Below are 17,362 nucleotides of genomic sequence, written 5' to 3'. Positions count from 1 at the left end.
AGAAAAATATGGCTACAGTTACAAACTGGATAGATCATTTAAGTGCTAAGGAGGTTGTCGGCGCAGTTTATCCGGGAGCTGGATCTAGTGAAACTTTACTGGTTATTTTAGGTATAGTTATCTGGATTGGTTGGCATGTTATTACTAACAATTCTGAGAGTGAGGAACTTTCAAAATTGGCTAGAAAAAGACATGGTGCTAATGATCATAAAAGCAATATTACCGATTGGTAATATAAAATAAAAATTTGGGCGCTACTTGATTGTGGCGCCCTTTTTTTTATAATCTCTATAAATGAGCGATAATAATAACGAAGATCTTAGACCTACTAAAATGAGAGGTGTTTTATTTCCTAAAGCTAAATATGGAGTGATAGCGGCTATTATCATCATTGTTGTGGTCAATCTTATCTACTATAAAGACTTCTTAAAATCTCTATTTAGCTAAACCAAATATATTATGTGTGGAATTGTTGGAATTTATTTAAAAACAAAAAAATATGAAAAACATTTAGGTAAATTTTTATCTGGAATGTTAGATGGTATGGCAACAAGAGGACCTGATAGTGCTGGTTTTGCGATTTATACTAAAGAAAATAAAAATACTTTTAAATACTCTATTTGTCTTGATGAAATAAAAGAAAATGATTTTAAAAAGAAAATATCAAAATTTATAAAAAAAATTAAGTTAACTAGTTATGCAGATCACGTTGTTTTAGAAACTAACAAAAAACCCTCTAAAATATTAAATTTATTAAAAAAAGAAATTCCAGAAGTATCTTTAGTTGGTTATGGAAAAAGTATAAATATTTTCAAGCAAACTGGTAACCCAAAGGATGTCGTAAAAAAATTTAAATTATCCTCTTTTTCAGGAACACATGGAATTGGTCATACAAGAATGGCTACTGAAAGTGCAATAACTACACAAGGTTCTCACCCCTACTCCACATCAGAAGATGAATGTTTGGTTCATAATGGATCACTATCAAATCATAATAATATAAGAAGATCTCTTGTAAAAGATGGTCAAAGCTTTAATTCTGAAAATGATACTGAGGTTGCTGCTGGATATATTTCAAATCAAATATCAAAAGGTAAGAACTTAGAAAAAACATTAAAAAATAGTTTAAAAGATTTAGATGGGTTTTATACTTTTATTGCAGGTACAAAAGATGGCTTTGCATTATTGAGAGATGAAATTGCTTGCAAGCCAGCTGTTGTTGCAGAGACTAAAGATTATGTTGCAGTTGCATCTGAGTTTCAAGCTATGGCACATCTTCCAAATGTAAATTCAGCAAAAATTTTTGAGCCAAAACCTGGTGTAGTATATCACTGGTAATTTATGAACTTTGATTTAAACAAAAAAACTTTAAGGGAAGTAAATCAACATCTACAAAACGTTGATAGAAAAAAAAATAATAGAAAGTTCGAAATTTTAAACCCTCAAGGACAACACGCTATATGTGCAGGTTTGAAAGATGATATTGATGTAACAGTCAAAGGTCATACAGGATACTACTGCGCAGGTATGAATCAAAAAGCAACTGTTACAGTTTATGGAAATGTTGGAACTGGTGTCGCTGAAAATATGATGTCAGGTAAAATTGTTGTTAAGGGTAACGCTTCTCAATCAGCTGGTGCCACAGGTCATGGAGGTGCATTAATTATAGAAGGAGATGCAAGCTCTAGATGTGGGATATCAATGAAAGGAATTGATATAGTAGTTAAAGGTTCTGTTGGCCATATGTCAGCTTTTATGGCACAAAAAGGTAATTTAGTTGTAATGGGTGATGCAGATGCAGATCTTGGAGACTCAATTTATGAAGCTAAGATATTTGTAAAAGGTAAAGTTAAAAGCTTAGGTGCAGATTGTGTTGAAAAGAAAATGGATAAAAAGAATATAGATGAATTAACAAAACTATTTAAAAAACTCAATATTTCAGAAGATCCTAAAAAATTTAAAAGATATGGTTCTGCTAGAAATTTATATAATTTTAAAATTGATAATGTGGGTGCATACTAAATATGAAAAAAGATCTTAAAGAATTTAAAACATTTCCAAGCTCTACAATAAAAGAAATTCAAAGAGCAGCAAACGAAGGAATTTATCAAATAAGAGGATTGGGTGCTAAACGAAAAGTTCCTGATTTTGATGATCTTGTGTTTTTAGGCGCATCGATGTCCAGGTACCCATTAGAAGGTTACAGAGAAACATGTAACACTTCAGTTATTTTAGGAGATCGATTTGCAAAAAAACCGATCAAACTAGATATTCCAATTACAATTGCTGGGATGAGTTTTGGAGCACTCGGTGCTAATGCAAAAGAAGCTTTAGGTAGAGGAGCATCTGCAATGGGAACTTCAACAACTACTGGTGATGGTGGTATGACACAAGAAGAGAGAGGTTCTTCAAAATATTTAGTTTATCAATTACTACCTTCTAGATATGGCATGAATCCTGACGATTTAAGAAAAGCAGACGCTATTGAAGTAGTAGTTGGACAAGGTGCAAAACCTGGTGGTGGTGGAATGTTGCTTGGTCAAAAAATTAATAAAAGAGTTGCAGGAATGAGAACCTTACCAGAAGGAATTGATCAAAGAAGTGCTTGTAGACATCCTGACTGGACGGGCCCAGATGATTTAGAAATTAAAATTCAAGAACTTAGAGAAATTACAAATTGGGAAAAACCAATTTATATAAAAGTTGGAGCCGCAAGGCCTTTTTACGATACCACATTAGCTGTAAAAGCTGGTGCAGATGTGGTTGTACTTGATGGAATGCAAGGTGGAACAGCTGCTACTCAAGATGTTTTTATTGAACACGTTGGAATTCCAACCTTAGGTGCATTAAGAGAAGCTGTTGATGCTTTAAAAGAATTAAATATGCATAGAAAAGTTCAGCTTGTTGTTTCAGGTGGTATTAGAACTGGTGCAGATGTTGCAAAAGCAATGGCAATGGGTGCAGATGCTGTATCAATCGGTTCTGCTGCAATGATGGCTTTAAATTGTAATGCAGATTTGTATGTTGAAGATTATAAAAAACTTGGAACTGAACCTGGTTATTGTCATCACTGTCATACAGGAAGATGTCCTGTAGGTGTTGCAACACAAGATCCTAAACTAGAAAAAAGATTAAACCCAATTGAAGCTGGTAAAAGAATTAAAAATTATTTAACAACTTTAACTCTAGAGTTGCAAACGTTAGCTAGAGCTAATGGTAAATCAGATGTTAGAAACTTAGAACCTGAAGATCTAGCTGCCCTAACAGTTGAAGCTGCTGCAATGGCAAGAGTTCCTCTAGCTGGCACAGATTGGATACCTGGAAAAAAATAATTGAATAAAACTTTTTAAACAAGTAGGATTAATCATGCCAAAAAATCTTTCACAAATTGCTAAACAAAAAAAAATAAAATATTTTCTAATAAGTTTCGTTGATCTTTTTGGAGTTTTAAGATCTAAATTAGTTCCAGCTCAAGCCATAGGTGAGATGCAAAAAAATGGAGCTGGCTTTGCTGGGTTTGCCACATGGTTAGACATGACACCTGCTGACAGTGATATGTTTGGAGTGCCTGATCCTGATAGTTTAATTCAATTACCATGGAATAAAGAAATTGGTTGGTTGGCATCTGACTTATACATGGACGGAAAACCTGTAAAGGCTTCGCCAAGAGTGATGCTTAAAGAACAAATTAAAAAGATGTCTCAAAAAAAATTACAGATGAAGTCTGGTGTTGAATGTGAATATTTTTTAATTTCAGAAGATGGATCATCAATTGCTGATCAAAGAGATATTCAATCTAAGCCTTGTTATGATCAATCAGCTTTAATGAGAAGATATGATTTAATTAAAGAGATATGTGACTGCATGATTACAATGGGTTGGAAGCCCTATCAAAATGATCATGAAGACGCTAATGGTCAATTTGAGATGAATTGGGATTATACAGACTCGTTAATTACAGCTGATAGGCATGTATTCTTTAAATATATGGTTAAAAGTTTGGCTGAAAAACATGGTTTAAGAGCAACCTTCATGCCAAAACCCTTTCATAATTTAACTGGAAACGGTTGTCATGCTCACGTTTCAGTATGGAATGGTAAAGATAATAAATTTTTAGATAAAAAAGATACGCTTGGTTTAAGTAGATTGGCTTACAATTTCTTAGGAGGTGTAATGAATAATACTCAAGCTTTATCGGCCTTTTTTAATCCAACAATCAATAGTTACAGAAGAATTAATGCTCCACCGACAAAATCTGGTGCAACTTGGTCGCCAAGTAGTATTTCTTATACAGGAAATAACAGAACACACATGATTAGAATTCCAGATCAAGGAAGATTTGAATTAAGATTAATGGATGGTGCTGCCAACCCATATTTACTTCAAGCAGGTATAATTGCTGCTGGACTTGAAGGAATTAATAAAAAATTAAATCCTGGAAAACCTTTGCATTGTAATATGTACAAAGATTACAAAAAATATCCAAAACTAAAAAAACTTCCAAATGATATTAATCAAGCAATCTCAATGCTTCAAAAAAGCAAACCGCTTGCTGATGCTTTTGGAAAAGATGTGATTGAAAGTTATACTAAACTTAAAAATTCTGAGATAAAAGATTTTAAGAGCAAATCTTCATTTAATAAGAAAAAACCAGTCACTAAGTGGGAAAAAGATAACACTCTCGACTGCTAGAATGACAATTTTATCTAACGGTCATCAATGGAAGTATTCTGAATTTTTAGATAATAAAAATTATTCATTTGATAAAAAACAAATTTTAAATTCACTATCTGAAAAAGAAATTGATGATGCTTATTCTAGTATTTCAAAATGGGAAGGATATGCCCCTACTCCATTAATATCACTTAATAAATTATCTAATGAGTTAGATTTAAATAAAATTTATTACAAAGATGAAAGTAAAAGATTTGATTTAAAATCATTTAAGGCACTGGGAGGTGCTTATGCAGTTGAAAAAGTAACCCAAGGAAATAAAGATATTACTGTTGCAACTGCAACTGCTGGAAATCATGGAAGATCTGTTGCATGGGGTGCTAGAAGATTAGGACTTAAGTGTAAAATCTTTATTAGTGAATTTGTTAGTGATGCTAGAGGTCAAGCGATGGCAGATCTTGGTGCAGATGTAATTAAAGTAAAAGGCAATTACGAAAAATCACTAATAGAATGCATTAAGCAATCCACAGAAAATAATTGGCAAATAGTACAAGATGTTGCTTGGAAAGATTATATGCAAGTTCCAACATACACGATGGCTGGTTACACAGTTATGATGAAAGAAATTATTGATCAAATTAACAATGAAAAAATTTCTCATATAATTTTACAAGCAGGTGTTGGTGGAATGGCTGGCGCAATGGTAGCAGGTATTGCAAGATACTTAGATAATGTTCCTGTTACATTGGTTGTTGAACCTGACAGTGCAGCTTGTGTTTTAGAAAGTATTAAAACAGGAAAAATAGAAAAAATTGATATTAAAAGAGAAAGTCTTATGGGCGGTATGTCGTGTGGGGAAGTATCATTAGTCCCATGGGAAATACTAAAAAATTCAGTTAAACATTGCATAAGTTTACCCGATGATGATATTGCAAAAACTATGAAATTACTTGGAAACTCAGGTTTTAGTGATGAACCTATTATAGCTGGAGAAAATTCTGCACCAGGAGTAATTAGCTTAATTACTTGTTGTGAAGATGAAAATATTAAACAAAATTTAAAATTAGATCAAAATTCGAATGTTTTGGTTATTGGTTGTGAGGGTGATACAGATCAAGAAATGTACCACAAATTAGTTAATCAAAATTAATTATATGACTGATACTGGAATATTCTGGATAAGAGATGATTTTAGAATAGAGAATAATCCCGCATTATCATTTGCGACTCAAAATCATAACAACGTAATTGCCTTATTTATCTATAATAATAAAAATTTTGATAATCAAACTGAAGCTCAAAAATGGTGGGTTTCAAAGTCATTAGAAGTTTTTAAAACAGACTTATCTAAATACAATATTAACCTTCAAATAGCAAAAGGAGATGAGTTAGAAATTTTTTCAAGAATTAAAAAGAAAGACAATCTATCTATATATTGGAATAAAGTTTATGAGCCAGATGTAATTGCTAAAGGAAAAAAAATTAGAGATTTTTTTTTAAAAAATGAAATTAATTTTAAATATTTTAAAGGAAATATTCTTAATGAATTTCAAGAAGTAACAAAAAATGATGGAACACCCTTTAAGGTATTTACTCCCTTCTGGAGAACTGCTGAGCAAAAATATTTAAGTTTAGCTCCTTCTAAAAACTATATTGTTAAAAAAAAGATCAAATCTAAAACTTTTTTTAAAGATTGTATAGAACCTAAAAATATTTTACCCAAAAAAGAATGGTATAAAAAATTTGATAAATATTGGAAAATATCTGAGAACGATTCTAAAAAGATTCTAAATGAATTAATAGAAAGTAAAATTAAAGATTATGGAACAACAAGAGATATTCCTTCTGTTGAAGGTACCTCTAAACTTTCACCATATTTAAAACATGGTCAAATTCATGTAACGAATATTTGGAAAAAATGTAGTGAAATAAAATCTAAAGGGATTGGTTATAGAAAATATATTAATGAACTTGGATGGAGAGAATTTTCTCATAGTTTAATTAATTATTTTCCAGAATTTTTAAAAGGAAATTATAGAAAAGATTTTGATAAATTTCCCTGGGTTAAAAATGATAAATATCTCAAGGCTTGGAAAAATGGAATGACTGGTTATCCAATAGTTGATGCTGGAATGAGAGAATTATATGAAACAGGTTGGATGCATAATAGAGTCCGAATGGTAGTTGGATCTTTTTTAGTTAAACATTTAAGAATAAATTGGACCGAAGGAGAAAAGCATTTCAGAAATTGCTTGTTAGATTTTAATAAAGCAAATAATGTTGCTCAGTGGCAGTGGGTTGCAGGATGTGGGGCAGATGCTGCACCTTATTTTAGAATATTTAATCCAATATTACAGGGAGAAAAGTTTGATAAAGAAGGTCTTTATGTAAAAAAATGGGTTCCAGAATTAAATAAAGTCCCCAACAAATTTATCCATAAACCTTGGGAGATGGAATTGAAATACCAACAGGCTATTAAAACTATAATTGGAAAAGACTATCCTCAACCTATAGTTATCCATGAAAAAGCTAGAGCTTCTGCTTTAGAGGCTTTTAAAACCTTAAAAAAATAAACTTTTTTAATTACTCTCCAATAAAATGATGAATAACAACTCTATTTTGTTGATTTATTCTGTGCTCAAACAAATACAAACCCTGCCAAGTGCCAAGTAACAGCTTACTATCTTTAATGCTTAGAGAAATTTGATTATTAGTTAATGCAGATTTAATATGGGCAGGCATATCATCTTTGCCCTCTGTTGTATGGACATATAACTTGTTATCCATTGGAGCCAATTTATCAAAATAATTTATTAAATCTGTTTTAACATCTGGATCTGCATTTTCTTGGACAATTAATGAGGCACTGGTGTGTAGAATACTTAAGTTAATCATTCCATTTACAAAATGGTTTTCACTGATCCATTGGATTGTTTGATCAGTAAATTCATATAATTTCTGACCATTAGTATTAATTTGGTGGTTATAGAATTCTTGCTTCATCTTAAATTATAACTTGTTGAGGTTAGCTCATGTAATCGACTAATTGTTCTTTTAAACACATCTCTTAAGTTGTTTGAAGAAGTGATAGAGTCTAATTGAGATTTTGATGATACTAATAATGGTATTTTTTTTTCATATAAAATATCAACTAAAGTAATAAATCTTTGTTGTTGATTTGAATTATCATTATTAAAATTAGGAATATTTTCGATAACCATAAATGAACTCGATTCTGCAATTTTTATGTAATCTTCAGCTCCAATATTTTTTGCACATAAGTTTTTAAAATCAAATCTTAAAGTTCCATTAAAATAATTTTTAATAATAAATTTTCTACTTTTAATCGATAAAATTTTTTCTTTGTTATAAATATCTTTTGTTATTTGTCGATAAAATTTATTAACTTTAAAATTAGTAGTTGAGTTTAATGGATAAAAAAATCTTTTATTTTTATCACTTTTAGATTTTCTATAATCTTCTTCAATAACAAGTTTTCCCTGAAAACACTTATTTTTTAAAATCTTTATGAATGGTAAAAACTGATCTCTTTGCAATCCATCTTTGTAAAGATCATTAATTTTTATATTTGAAGAAAATAAAACTTTTATATTTTCATTAAATATTTTTTTGAATAGGTTACCTAAAATCATCGCGTCAACAATATTGGTAACTTGAAACTCATCAAAATATATTAATTCATAATTTTTTTTTAATTTTTTAACAAATTTATCAATAATATTTTCTTTTTTATTCTCTTTATTTTTAAATTTAAAATCATGAAAACTAATCATAAATTCATTAAAATGAATTCGTTGTTTAGTCAGTTTAAAATTTTCATAGAAGAAATTTAAGATCATAGTTTTACCAACACCCACATCCCCTTGTAGATAAAAACCAGGCTTTGTATTTTTCTTAAAAAATATTTTTTTTAAAAATGACTTATTAAAATTTAGATTATAAAAATTATTCAATTGGTCTACTAGCTCTAATTGATTGATATTAATCTCTAAATTATTTTTTTTACAATGATTTAGGAATAATTTTTTTAAATTCATTTTTTAGTCTTAAAATCTATACCATATTCAGATCTAGAACCTTTTCTTAATCCAAATGGACCTGGTATAAAAATTGTCATAGGATTTGTGCCTTCTTTTAAATCTACTCTATGATGGGCATTTGCTGAGCGGTATCCTATGTAACCAGGTTTTCTCCAAAACTTCCCCTTTTTAGTAGTCTCCCAATATCCTCCTCTTAAAATTATTGTTATATATGGACATAAATGATTATGCACACCTTCCCCATGATCATCAGCCAGCATTTCGTGAATTAAAATATTAAAAGGAAACCACCTAGGTCTATATCTAAACAAAACATAATATCTATTCATCCATGGTTTTGCCTCATTATACCTAGGATGAGAGGAGCCTCTGTCTAGAACTACTTTTTTTCTACCAATCTTATCCAGGAATTTTAAGAACATGACTAATTGAACTTAAGTATAGATCCATTTTTGATCACAAACAAATTTTGATTATAGATAAAAGGTTTAGATGTAAAATCTCCAGCTATTTTTTCTATACCAGTTATTTTACCTTCACTTAAATCTACAATAATCATTTTTCCATCAGTATTTGTTAAAAATAATTTATCATTACCAATTACAAATCCTATAGGTTTTAATTTGTTTCTTTTTTTTTGTTTATAATTTACATATAAATCATTGATACGGATAATATTTCCATTACTCTTTTCTATTACATGTAAATATCCATCATTAGATACTGTGAAAAGTAAATTTCCAATTATAATAGGAGTTAAATTCGAGTTTATGCCATTAATCCAATTTGTAATACCAGTCTTTACATCTACAGAATAAAACTCATTTTTATTATTAGAAAAAAAAATTGATTTACCATCAGATACTAATTGTGAAATTTTAAAGCTGTAAGTTTCATTGATTATATTACTGCTCTGAGTGGGTAATTGCCACACTATTAAACCAGTTTTAATATCAACAGCTGTTATATCGCCAATAGAATTGCTAAAAACAATCATATCATCAACTATGATTAAAGAAAATTTTGAATTTGATATTGTAAACGAATTTTCAGTTTGTAAATTCCAACATCCCGACCCATCATCTATTTTATAACATCTTAATGTATTTTTGTAATCAACCGCAAAAAACTTATCTTTATTTTTTTTTATCTCAGAATTAAATGGGTAGTTATTATTTTTTGACCAATTTAGTTTACCAGAATTAATATTTACTGAATAATATTTCGCAATATTATCTGCCACCAACATACTATCACCTGTTATTAAAAAATTTAATTGAGGTTTTAATTTTTTTTCACTTTTTGAATAATAATTTTTTTTCCACACTACTTTTTGGGAATTGTTATATCTAACAATTGATCCTTTTTTATCAAAAAAAATCAATCCATCATTTAAAAATATTGGTTTAAAATTTAATTGATTAATATTTTCTAATTTTGAAAATTTATAATTACCAACTTTGTTAATTAAACCATCATAGGTTTGAGATCCGTAATTGTTTTGATTGTCTATAGTTTTATTATTAGATTGAATTTTACTCAAATCTAATTTTAATTCTTGGTTAAATTCACTTGTAATTATTTTTTTGTCTAAAAATACTTTTTCAATTTTTTTATTCTCTAAATTTTTTTCTTTTTCTTTCCAAATTTTAGAATTTTCATTTAATGAGCAATTATTTAGTAAAAATAATGATAATAATAATATGATTAATCTATTCACTCAAATCTCTATTCAATCTTTTTTGTGCTTGAAGTTTTATATCAGGATTGGCGTCTTCTAAACTAGCAATTTGATTGAAAAATTCTTTTGATTTTTGTTTTTGATCTTTGGAATAGAAATACTCAGCCATTAAATATAAAGCATGTGATTTCCAAACACTTTTAGAATTAATCAATGGATTTAAAATATTTAATAGATCGCTTTCTTGAGCTTGATCTGCATTAAATAATGCTTTTTTATAGATAACTAAGTTTTTAATTTCCTCATCGAGCGAAGTTTTTTCAATTAAAATATCAAAATAACTATTTATTTCACTTTGATTAGAAATTAACTTGTTATCGATCATAAAATAAAGGGATAAAGGCGAATAAGTTGGGTCTTGCTCGTTAATAATTTCTACTAAATTTTGAATTGTTAGTTCTTTAGTATTGTCTGAATGAGATAAAGTAGTTGAATTAAATTTATTTGAGATTTCTTTTTTCTTATTCTTTTTGTAGCTATCAAAACTGTATGCACCAACTAAAATAATAACCAAAATTACTATCGTTGAGATAATTTTGTTTTTATTATTAACAAAAAAGTTTCTTACTTTCTCTTGTCTTGTATTGCTATTTATAATTGAAATATCTTCTTCCATAACTAAATCATATTCCTTAAAACATATTGGAGTATGCCTCCATTTTTATAGTATTCTAATTCATTTTTCGTATCAATTCTGCATAAAGTTTTAACCTTTTTGATATCCCCTGAGGCATATTTGATCTCAATAGTTACCTCATCAGATGGATTAATACCTTTTTCAACATCAAGAACACTAATTAGTTCTGAACCAATTAAATTTAAGTTTTTTCTATTTACATCATTTGTGAATTGCAAGGGTAGAATTCCCATTCCTATTAAATTTGATCTATGAATACGCTCAAAACTTTCAGCTATCACAGCCTTAACACCTAATAATTTTGTTCCTTTAGCCGCCCAGTCTCTTGAAGAGCCAGTTCCATATTCTTTTCCTCCAATAACTACTAAATCAGTTCCTCTTTTTTTGTACTCAACGACAGCATCATAAACAGGTAATACTTTTTCCTCTGGATATAACTTAGTAAATCCACCCTCAGTTCCAGGTGCCATCTCATTTCTAATTCTTATGTTGGCAAAAGTACCTCTCATCATTACTTCGTGATTTCCTCTTCTTGATCCATAAGAGTTATAATCCTTTGGAAGTATTTGGTGTTCCATAAAATATTCTCCAGTTGGACTTTCTTTTTGTATATTTCCAGCTGGCGAAATATGATCTGTAGTAACCATGTCTCCTAAAATCAATAAAGGTCTTGCATCTTTGATTTCTTTAAATCCTTCAGGTTCATCTGATAGGTTATCAAAGAAAGGTGGTTTTTTTACATATGTTGATCCTTCATCCCAACTGTAAATACTGCTCTTTTCTGTTTGAATTTTTTGCCACTGACTAGGTCCTTCTGAAACATTTGAATATCTCTCAATAAACATTTCTGCATTTAAAGATTGTTTTAAAGTATCCTCAATTTCTTTATTTGAAGGCCAGATATCTTTTAAATAAATTTCATTACCATCTTTATCTTTACCAAGTGCATCTTTATACAAATCAACTTCCATATGACCAGCTATTGCATAAGCTACAACTAATGGAGGTGAGGCTAAATAATTTGCTTTAATGTGTGGTGAAATTCTTCCCTCAAAATTTCTATTTCCAGATAAAACTGAAACTGCATAAACATTTTCTTTTTGAATAGCATCAACAATATTTTCAGGTAATGGTCCTGAATTACCAATACATGTTGTGCAACCATAACCCACTAAATTAAAGCCTAATTTATCTAAATAAGTATTTAACCCTGCTTTTTCTAAGTAGTCAGTAACTACCTGAGAACCTGGTGCTAGAGAAGTTTTGACCCATGGTTTAACTTCTAATCCAAGCTCAACGGCTTTCTTGGCAAGTAGTCCTGCTCCAATTAAAACATTTGGATTTGATGTGTTGGTACATGAAGTTATTGCTGCAATTAAAATTGAACCATCTTTAATTTCATAATCAGTATTTGAAACTTTTGAAATAGAGTGATCCTTTTTATTGGTCGCTTCTTCTAAAACTTTTTTAAATGAAGTTGTTGCATCTGTTAATAAAACTTTATCCTGAGGCCTTTTTGGTCCAGAAATAGTTGGTACTACTGTAGACATATCCAATGAAATAGTATCTGTAAATTCTATACCATCACTTGCCCATAAACCTTGTTCTTTTGCATAATGCTCAACAACATCAACTGTGTGTTGATCTCTTCCTGAAAATTTAAGATATTTTAATGTTTCATCATCAATTGGAAAAAAACCACATGTTGCTCCATACTCTGGAGCCATATTTGCAATGGTAGCTCTATCAGCAAGAGTTAAGTTTTTTAATCCCTCTCCATAAAATTCAACAAATTTTCCAACTACACCTTTATCTCTTAACATTTTAACTACTGTTAAAACTAAATCGGTTGCTGTTGTTCCTTCTGGCATTTTATTTGTAACCTCAAAACCTATAACTTCAGGAATTAACATTGAAATTGGCTGACCCAACATACCTGCTTCAGCTTCAATACCTCCAACACCCCAACCTAATACAGACAATCCATTAACCATTGTGGTATGACTATCAGTACCAACTAAGGTGTCTGGAAATAAATATTTATCTCCTTGAAACTCTTCTGACCAAACTACTTTTGATAAATATTCTAAGTTTACTTGATGACAAATTCCAGTTCCTGGGGGAACTATTCTAAAATTATTAAATGCTTGTTGTCCCCATTTTAAAAAAGAATACCTTTCTCCATTTCTTTCAAACTCTATATCAACATTTTTTTCAAAAGAATCTGATTTAGCAGACTGATCAACTTGAACAGAGTGATCAATTACAAGATCAACAGCTGATAATGGGTTAATAGTATTTGGATCCTTATTTTTGTCTTTAACAGCTTCTCTCATCGCTGCTAAATCTGCGACTGCTGGAATACCTGTATAATCTTGAAGCAAAACTCTAGCTGGTCGATATGCTATTTCAGTGTTTGATTTTTTTGATTTTAACCACTCTTTAATAGAATCAATTTGATTTTTATTAACAGATAAATCATCTTCATATCTTAAAAGATTTTCTAAAAGAACTTTAAGAGATTTTGGTAGATTAGAAATCCCCTCTAAACCATTTTTTTCAGCCTCTTTTAAAGAATAATATTTATATTCTTTATTATTGATTGAAATTTTTGAGAGCGAACTATAAGAATTTTTTTTTCCTGGGGTCATATTATAAATAAAAAGTTATTATGCTTAATAAAAGAAGCAGTGACATAGCATAATTAAAATAATTAATAAATTTATCATTTGTCGCGAATTTCCTAAGAAATTTGCCTAAAAATGCCCAGAGAGTGATACTAGTAACAGAAACCAGTAATGCTAAAATAATAATTTGAGTCGTGTAATCTACAAAATTTGGTCCTGGATTTAAATATGTAGAAACAACAATTACCGAAGCAATTACAGCTTTGGGATTTAAAAATTGAAAAATAAAAGTCTCTATAAACTTTACAGGATTTTTATTTTTATTTTCTTGATTTTGTGGTCCGGAAAATGAGATTTTATATGCCAAATAAATTAAAAATATTGTTCCTAAATATTTTAATATTATTTGAATTAATGGATAAAGTTTAAAGACATTAACTAATCCTAAAGCCACACAAAGTAAAAGAAAAGGAAATCCAAAGGTAACACCCATAATATGTGGTAGTGTTCTTTTTATCCCAAAATTGAAACCAGAGTAAAATGCAACAAAATTATTTGGTCCTGGAGTGAATGCAGCTACAATTCCAAATAATGTTATAGATAAAATTTCTGAATGCATTTATTAAGCGATTGGCAAACCATTCTCAGATTTTTGCGATGGATGGACTAATATTACTTTACCCTCTTTATCTATGGATCCTAGAATAAGTACTTGTGAAACTATACCAGCAATATTTTTTTCAGCAAAATTACATACTCCAATAACTTGTTTTCCCTTAAGATTTTCCTCATTATAGTAATGAGTAATTTGAGCCGATGATTGCTTAATTCCTATTTCTTGCCCAAAATCAACTTCAACAACTAAAGATGGTTTTCTTGCTTTCTCATTTTTTCTAACTGAAATGACCGTTCCAACACGAATATCAACTTTATCAAAGTCATCAAAGGTAATTTGTTCTTTCATATAATTAATATATAGTAGAACTTAAAAATGAGTACAGCAAATAATTCAGAACAATTATTCGATAATTCAGTTAAAATCCTAACAGAACTAATAGGTTTTAAAACTATTTCAGGAGAAGATAATAGCTCATTAATTGATTATTGTGATGATATCTTAAAAAAACTTGGCGCCACTTCATTTAGAACGTACGATGATGAAAAAAAAAGAGTAAATCTATTTGCAACATTAAAAGCTAAAAATTCTCAAACAAAAAAACCAATAATTCTATCTGGCCACACGGATGTGGTTCCAGTTTCAAAAGGATGGAGCTCAGATCCTTTCACAGCGACTATTAAAGGAGACAAATTATATGGTAGAGGATCTTGTGACATGAAAGGATTTATTGCTTGTGCTTTAGCTTACGCACCTACTTTTTCAAAATCAAATTTAGATAGAGATATACATTTTTCTTTTACTTTTGATGAGGAAACAGCGTGTCAAGGAGCTCCTATATTAATAGAGGAATTAAAAAAAAGAGATATTAAAGATGGTATTTGTATTATTGGAGAACCAACTAATATGAAAATTATCGATGCTCATAAAGGATGTTATGAATACACAACTTATTTTAAAGGGTTGGCAGGACATAGTTCGGCTCCACACAAAGGTGTAAGTGCCGTTGAATATGCATCAAGATATGTAAATAAATTAATTGAATTAAGAGAAAAACTTAAAGAAAGAGCGCCAAAAGACTTTATTTTTGATCCACCTCACTCCACACTTTCTATTGGAGGTGTCTTTGGAGGTATTGCTCACAATGTAATTGCAGACAAGTGTCATGTTAATTGGGAAACAAGACCAGTTGTTAAAGAGGATGGTGTATTTTTAAATCAAGAAATTGATAAGTATGCAAATGAGGTTTTGTTACCTGAGATGAAAAAAATTTTTCCAAACGCTTCAATTGAAAAAGATATCATTGGTGAAATAGTTGGATTTGATAGAGAGGATAAATCAGATGCTTGTGAATTAATCTCTAGTTTAACTGGTGATAATTCTAGACAAGTAGTTTCATTTGGAACTGAAGCAGGTCTATTTCAGGAAATAGGTATTAGTACAGTCGTCTGTGGTCCTGGTTCAATTGAGCAAGCTCATAAAATTGATGAGTTTATAGTTTTAGATGAACTTAAAAAATGTTTAAATCTTTTTGATGGAATAAATAAACAATCTATTCCTAATTAATCGTTCCAGCCACTTACCGCTTTAACTTCAAGATACTCTTCAAGCCCTAACTTACCAGCTTCACGACCAATACCAGAATGTTTATATCCACCAAATGGTGCATCAGGTGCCAAGCCAGCACCATTAATATCAACCATTCCAGATCTAAGTTTTCTTGCAACCCTGTTTGCTTTTTCTTGATCTTGAGTTTGAATGAAATTTAAAAGTCCATAAGGAGTATCATTTGCAATTGCAATTGCTTCTTCTTCAGTCTCAAAAGGTATAATTGATAACACTGGTCCAAAAATTTCAGTTCTAGCAATTTGCATTTGATTATTCACATCTGCAAAAGCTGTTGGTTTTACAAAATAACCTTTATCTAAGCCATCAGGTTTACCTGTTCCACCAGCTACTAATTTTGCACCTTCATCAATTCCAACTTGAATTAAAGATTGAATCTTATCAAACTGAGTTTTTGAAACTACGGGTCCTATATGATCACCTTCTTTTGTTGCCACATCAACTTTCATTGAATTTGCAAAATTTTTAACTCTTTCAACCGCTTCATCATACATGGATTTTTCAACCAACATTCTTGTTGGTGCATTACATGATTGTCCTGTATTTCTAAAACATCTTAAAGCTCCTCTTTCAACCGCTTCAGCGTCTGCATCTTTAAATATAATATTGGCTCCTTTTCCGCCAAGTTCTAAACTTACTCTTTTAAAATCTTTTGCTGCATTTTCAGAAATTAAGGCACCTGCTCTTGTAGATCCTGTAAATGAAACCATATTAACATCTGGATGGCTGGTTAAAGCATTTCCTGTTACCGCTCCATCACCATTAACTAAATTAAAAACACCTTTTGGTAATTTTATCTCATCAATCATCTCAGCTAATATCATAGAGGATAAAGGTGCAATTTCAGATGGCTTAAGGACCATTGTACAACCAGTTGCAATAGCTGGAATAACTTTTAGACAAACTTGGTTCATTGGCCAATTCCAAGGAGTGATTAATGCACAAACACCTTTTGGTTCATGTAAAATTTTATTATTTGGAGCATGATCTCCTAATATTTCTTCAAATGTATATTCTTTTAAAACTCTAATATAAGATTTGATATGGCTTGCCCCTGTGCCTGCTTGAAGTTGAGTTGAAAAATCAATTGGCGCTCCCATTTCAAGTGAAATTGCTTGAGCCATGTCTGCCCATCTCTTTTTATAAATAGCATATAAAGCCTCTAAATATTCAAGTCTTTCTTCTTTTGATGAAAATGCCCAAGTCTCAAATGCTTTTTTTGCAGCACCTACGGCATCATTAACATCTTCAACTCCACCTAAAGATATTACTGCACACTCTTCTTCTGTTGATGGATCTATAACTTTATAATCATTAGGTTTTTTTGGAGCAACCCATTGACCATTAATATAAAAATTTTTTTTATCTAACATTTCTTAT

Annotated in this window: 18 protein-coding genes; 9 read left to right on the top strand and 9 right to left on the bottom strand. The window is 30.1% G+C overall.

Annotated elements, in window-relative coordinates:
* Positions 1–8 precede the first annotated feature (8 nt).
* From ACIJYF_RS01790 to ACIJYF_RS01755, 8 genes are all read left to right on the top strand, one after another.
* On the top strand, positions 9–233 hold the full coding sequence (locus ACIJYF_RS01790; protein ID WP_435088736.1) for a hypothetical protein: 225 nt from the start codon (positions 9–11) through the stop codon (positions 231–233).
* Between the two features lie 61 nt (positions 234–294).
* Entirely contained in the window at positions 295–447 is a 153-nt protein-coding gene (locus ACIJYF_RS01785; protein WP_435117238.1) for a hypothetical protein, read from the top strand.
* Positions 448–459: 12 nt separating this feature from the next.
* Positions 460–1,338, top strand: a complete 879-nt coding sequence (locus ACIJYF_RS01780) for a class II glutamine amidotransferase (protein ID WP_435117236.1) — start codon at positions 460–462, stop codon at positions 1,336–1,338.
* A gap of 3 nt (positions 1,339–1,341) precedes the next feature.
* Positions 1,342–2,022 carry a protein glxC gene (locus tag ACIJYF_RS01775; protein WP_435117234.1) on the top strand — a complete coding sequence of 227 codons (681 nt, stop codon included), beginning with the start codon at positions 1,342–1,344 and terminating at the stop codon, positions 2,020–2,022.
* Positions 2,023–2,024: 2 nt separating this feature from the next.
* Positions 2,025–3,332 carry an FMN-binding glutamate synthase family protein gene (locus ACIJYF_RS01770; protein ID WP_435117233.1) on the top strand — a complete coding sequence of 436 codons (1,308 nt, stop codon included), beginning with the start codon at positions 2,025–2,027 and terminating at the stop codon, positions 3,330–3,332.
* A gap of 34 nt (positions 3,333–3,366) precedes the next feature.
* Positions 3,367–4,692, top strand: a complete 1,326-nt coding sequence (gene glnT, locus ACIJYF_RS01765; protein WP_435117231.1) for a type III glutamate--ammonia ligase — start codon at positions 3,367–3,369, stop codon at positions 4,690–4,692.
* 1 nt (position 4,693) lies between these two features.
* Positions 4,694–5,824, top strand: coding sequence for a diaminopropionate ammonia-lyase (locus tag ACIJYF_RS01760; RefSeq protein ID WP_435117230.1), 1,131 nt, complete (start codon positions 4,694–4,696; stop codon positions 5,822–5,824).
* Between the two features lie 4 nt (positions 5,825–5,828).
* Positions 5,829–7,247, top strand: a complete 1,419-nt coding sequence (locus tag ACIJYF_RS01755; RefSeq protein WP_435117228.1) for a cryptochrome/photolyase family protein — start codon at positions 5,829–5,831, stop codon at positions 7,245–7,247.
* A gap of 10 nt (positions 7,248–7,257) precedes the next feature.
* On the opposite strand, the gene ACIJYF_RS01750 is transcribed toward ACIJYF_RS01755, so the two are convergent.
* The 8 genes from ACIJYF_RS01750 to ACIJYF_RS01715 are packed head-to-tail and all read right to left on the bottom strand — an operon-like array spanning position 7,258 to position 14,704.
* On the bottom strand, positions 7,258–7,677 hold the full coding sequence (locus ACIJYF_RS01750; RefSeq protein WP_435117226.1) for a secondary thiamine-phosphate synthase enzyme YjbQ: 420 nt from the start codon (positions 7,675–7,677) through the stop codon (positions 7,258–7,260).
* A complete protein-coding gene (gene zapE, locus ACIJYF_RS01745) occupies positions 7,674–8,732 on the bottom strand; it encodes a cell division protein ZapE (RefSeq protein WP_435117224.1) in 1,059 nt (352 codons plus the stop codon). Before zapE ends, ACIJYF_RS01750 begins: the two co-directional genes overlap by 4 nt.
* Complete coding sequence (locus ACIJYF_RS01740; protein ID WP_435117222.1) at positions 8,729–9,157, bottom strand: hypothetical protein; 429 nt, start codon at positions 9,155–9,157, stop codon at positions 8,729–8,731. Before ACIJYF_RS01740 ends, zapE begins: the two co-directional genes overlap by 4 nt.
* Positions 9,158–9,159: 2 nt before the next feature.
* Positions 9,160–10,455: a PQQ-binding-like beta-propeller repeat protein gene (locus ACIJYF_RS01735; RefSeq protein WP_435117220.1), complete on the bottom strand. Its 1,296-nt coding sequence runs from the start codon at positions 10,453–10,455 to the stop codon at positions 9,160–9,162.
* Positions 10,448–11,092, bottom strand: a complete 645-nt coding sequence (locus tag ACIJYF_RS01730; RefSeq protein ID WP_435117218.1) for a hypothetical protein — start codon at positions 11,090–11,092, stop codon at positions 10,448–10,450. Before ACIJYF_RS01730 ends, ACIJYF_RS01735 begins: the two co-directional genes overlap by 8 nt.
* A 2-nt stretch (positions 11,093–11,094) precedes the next feature.
* The gene (gene acnA, locus ACIJYF_RS01725) at positions 11,095–13,764 is read right to left on the bottom strand and encodes an aconitate hydratase AcnA (protein ID WP_435117216.1); all 2,670 of its coding nucleotides are present in this window, start codon (positions 13,762–13,764) and stop codon (positions 11,095–11,097) included.
* Between the two features lies 1 nt (position 13,765).
* On the bottom strand, positions 13,766–14,359 hold the full coding sequence (locus ACIJYF_RS01720; RefSeq protein WP_435117214.1) for a LysE family translocator: 594 nt from the start codon (positions 14,357–14,359) through the stop codon (positions 13,766–13,768).
* 3 nt (positions 14,360–14,362) lie between these two features.
* Positions 14,363–14,704 (bottom strand): tRNA-binding protein, encoded by a 342-nt coding sequence (locus ACIJYF_RS01715; RefSeq protein ID WP_435117212.1) that lies wholly within the window; start codon positions 14,702–14,704, stop codon positions 14,363–14,365.
* A gap of 27 nt (positions 14,705–14,731) precedes the next feature.
* Between ACIJYF_RS01715 and argE the strand changes: the two genes are divergently transcribed.
* Complete coding sequence (gene argE / locus ACIJYF_RS01710; RefSeq protein ID WP_435117210.1) at positions 14,732–15,922, top strand: acetylornithine deacetylase; 1,191 nt, start codon at positions 14,732–14,734, stop codon at positions 15,920–15,922.
* On the opposite strand, the gene ACIJYF_RS01705 is transcribed toward argE, so the two are convergent.
* The gene (locus tag ACIJYF_RS01705; protein WP_435117208.1) at positions 15,919–17,355 is read right to left on the bottom strand and encodes an aldehyde dehydrogenase family protein; all 1,437 of its coding nucleotides are present in this window, start codon (positions 17,353–17,355) and stop codon (positions 15,919–15,921) included. The two genes, argE and ACIJYF_RS01705, sit on opposite strands and share 4 nt — an antisense overlap.
* Positions 17,356–17,362 lie beyond the last annotated feature (7 nt).

The sequence above is a fragment of the Candidatus Pelagibacter bacterium nBUS_49 genome, assembly GCF_051200925.1.
GTDB lineage: Bacteria > Pseudomonadota > Alphaproteobacteria > Pelagibacterales > Pelagibacteraceae > Pelagibacter.
Note: the sequence above shows the minus strand (reverse complement) of the source record. Positions and strands in the feature narration are given on the sequence as shown.

Bases quoted from the DNA above. Each gene is read 5' to 3' on its own strand.
- ACIJYF_RS01790 (WP_435088736.1), top strand. From the start codon at position 9: ATGGCTACAGTTACAAACTGGATAGATCATTTAAGTGCTAAGGAGGTT.
- ACIJYF_RS01720 (WP_435117214.1), bottom strand. From the start codon at position 14,359: ATGCATTCAGAAATTTTATCTATAACATTATTTGGAATTGTAGCTGCA.
- argE (WP_435117210.1), top strand. From the start codon at position 14,732: ATGAGTACAGCAAATAATTCAGAACAATTATTCGATAATTCAGTTAAA.
- zapE (WP_435117224.1), bottom strand. From the start codon at position 8,732: ATGAATTTAAAAAAATTATTCCTAAATCATTGTAAAAAAAATAATTTA.
- glnT (WP_435117231.1), top strand. From the start codon at position 3,367: ATGCCAAAAAATCTTTCACAAATTGCTAAACAAAAAAAAATAAAATAT.
- ACIJYF_RS01755 (WP_435117228.1), top strand. From the start codon at position 5,829: ATGACTGATACTGGAATATTCTGGATAAGAGATGATTTTAGAATAGAG.
- ACIJYF_RS01770 (WP_435117233.1), top strand. From the start codon at position 2,025: ATGAAAAAAGATCTTAAAGAATTTAAAACATTTCCAAGCTCTACAATA.
- ACIJYF_RS01785 (WP_435117238.1), top strand. From the start codon at position 295: ATGAGCGATAATAATAACGAAGATCTTAGACCTACTAAAATGAGAGGT.
- acnA (WP_435117216.1), bottom strand. From the start codon at position 13,764: ATGACCCCAGGAAAAAAAAATTCTTATAGTTCGCTCTCAAAAATTTCA.
- ACIJYF_RS01750 (WP_435117226.1), bottom strand. From the start codon at position 7,677: ATGAAGCAAGAATTCTATAACCACCAAATTAATACTAATGGTCAGAAA.
- ACIJYF_RS01740 (WP_435117222.1), bottom strand. From the start codon at position 9,157: ATGTTCTTAAAATTCCTGGATAAGATTGGTAGAAAAAAAGTAGTTCTA.
- ACIJYF_RS01730 (WP_435117218.1), bottom strand. From the start codon at position 11,092: ATGGAAGAAGATATTTCAATTATAAATAGCAATACAAGACAAGAGAAA.
- ACIJYF_RS01760 (WP_435117230.1), top strand. From the start codon at position 4,694: ATGACAATTTTATCTAACGGTCATCAATGGAAGTATTCTGAATTTTTA.
- ACIJYF_RS01715 (WP_435117212.1), bottom strand. From the start codon at position 14,704: ATGAAAGAACAAATTACCTTTGATGACTTTGATAAAGTTGATATTCGT.
- ACIJYF_RS01775 (WP_435117234.1), top strand. From the start codon at position 1,342: ATGAACTTTGATTTAAACAAAAAAACTTTAAGGGAAGTAAATCAACAT.
- ACIJYF_RS01705 (WP_435117208.1), bottom strand. From the start codon at position 17,355: ATGTTAGATAAAAAAAATTTTTATATTAATGGTCAATGGGTTGCTCCA.
- ACIJYF_RS01780 (WP_435117236.1), top strand. From the start codon at position 460: ATGTGTGGAATTGTTGGAATTTATTTAAAAACAAAAAAATATGAAAAA.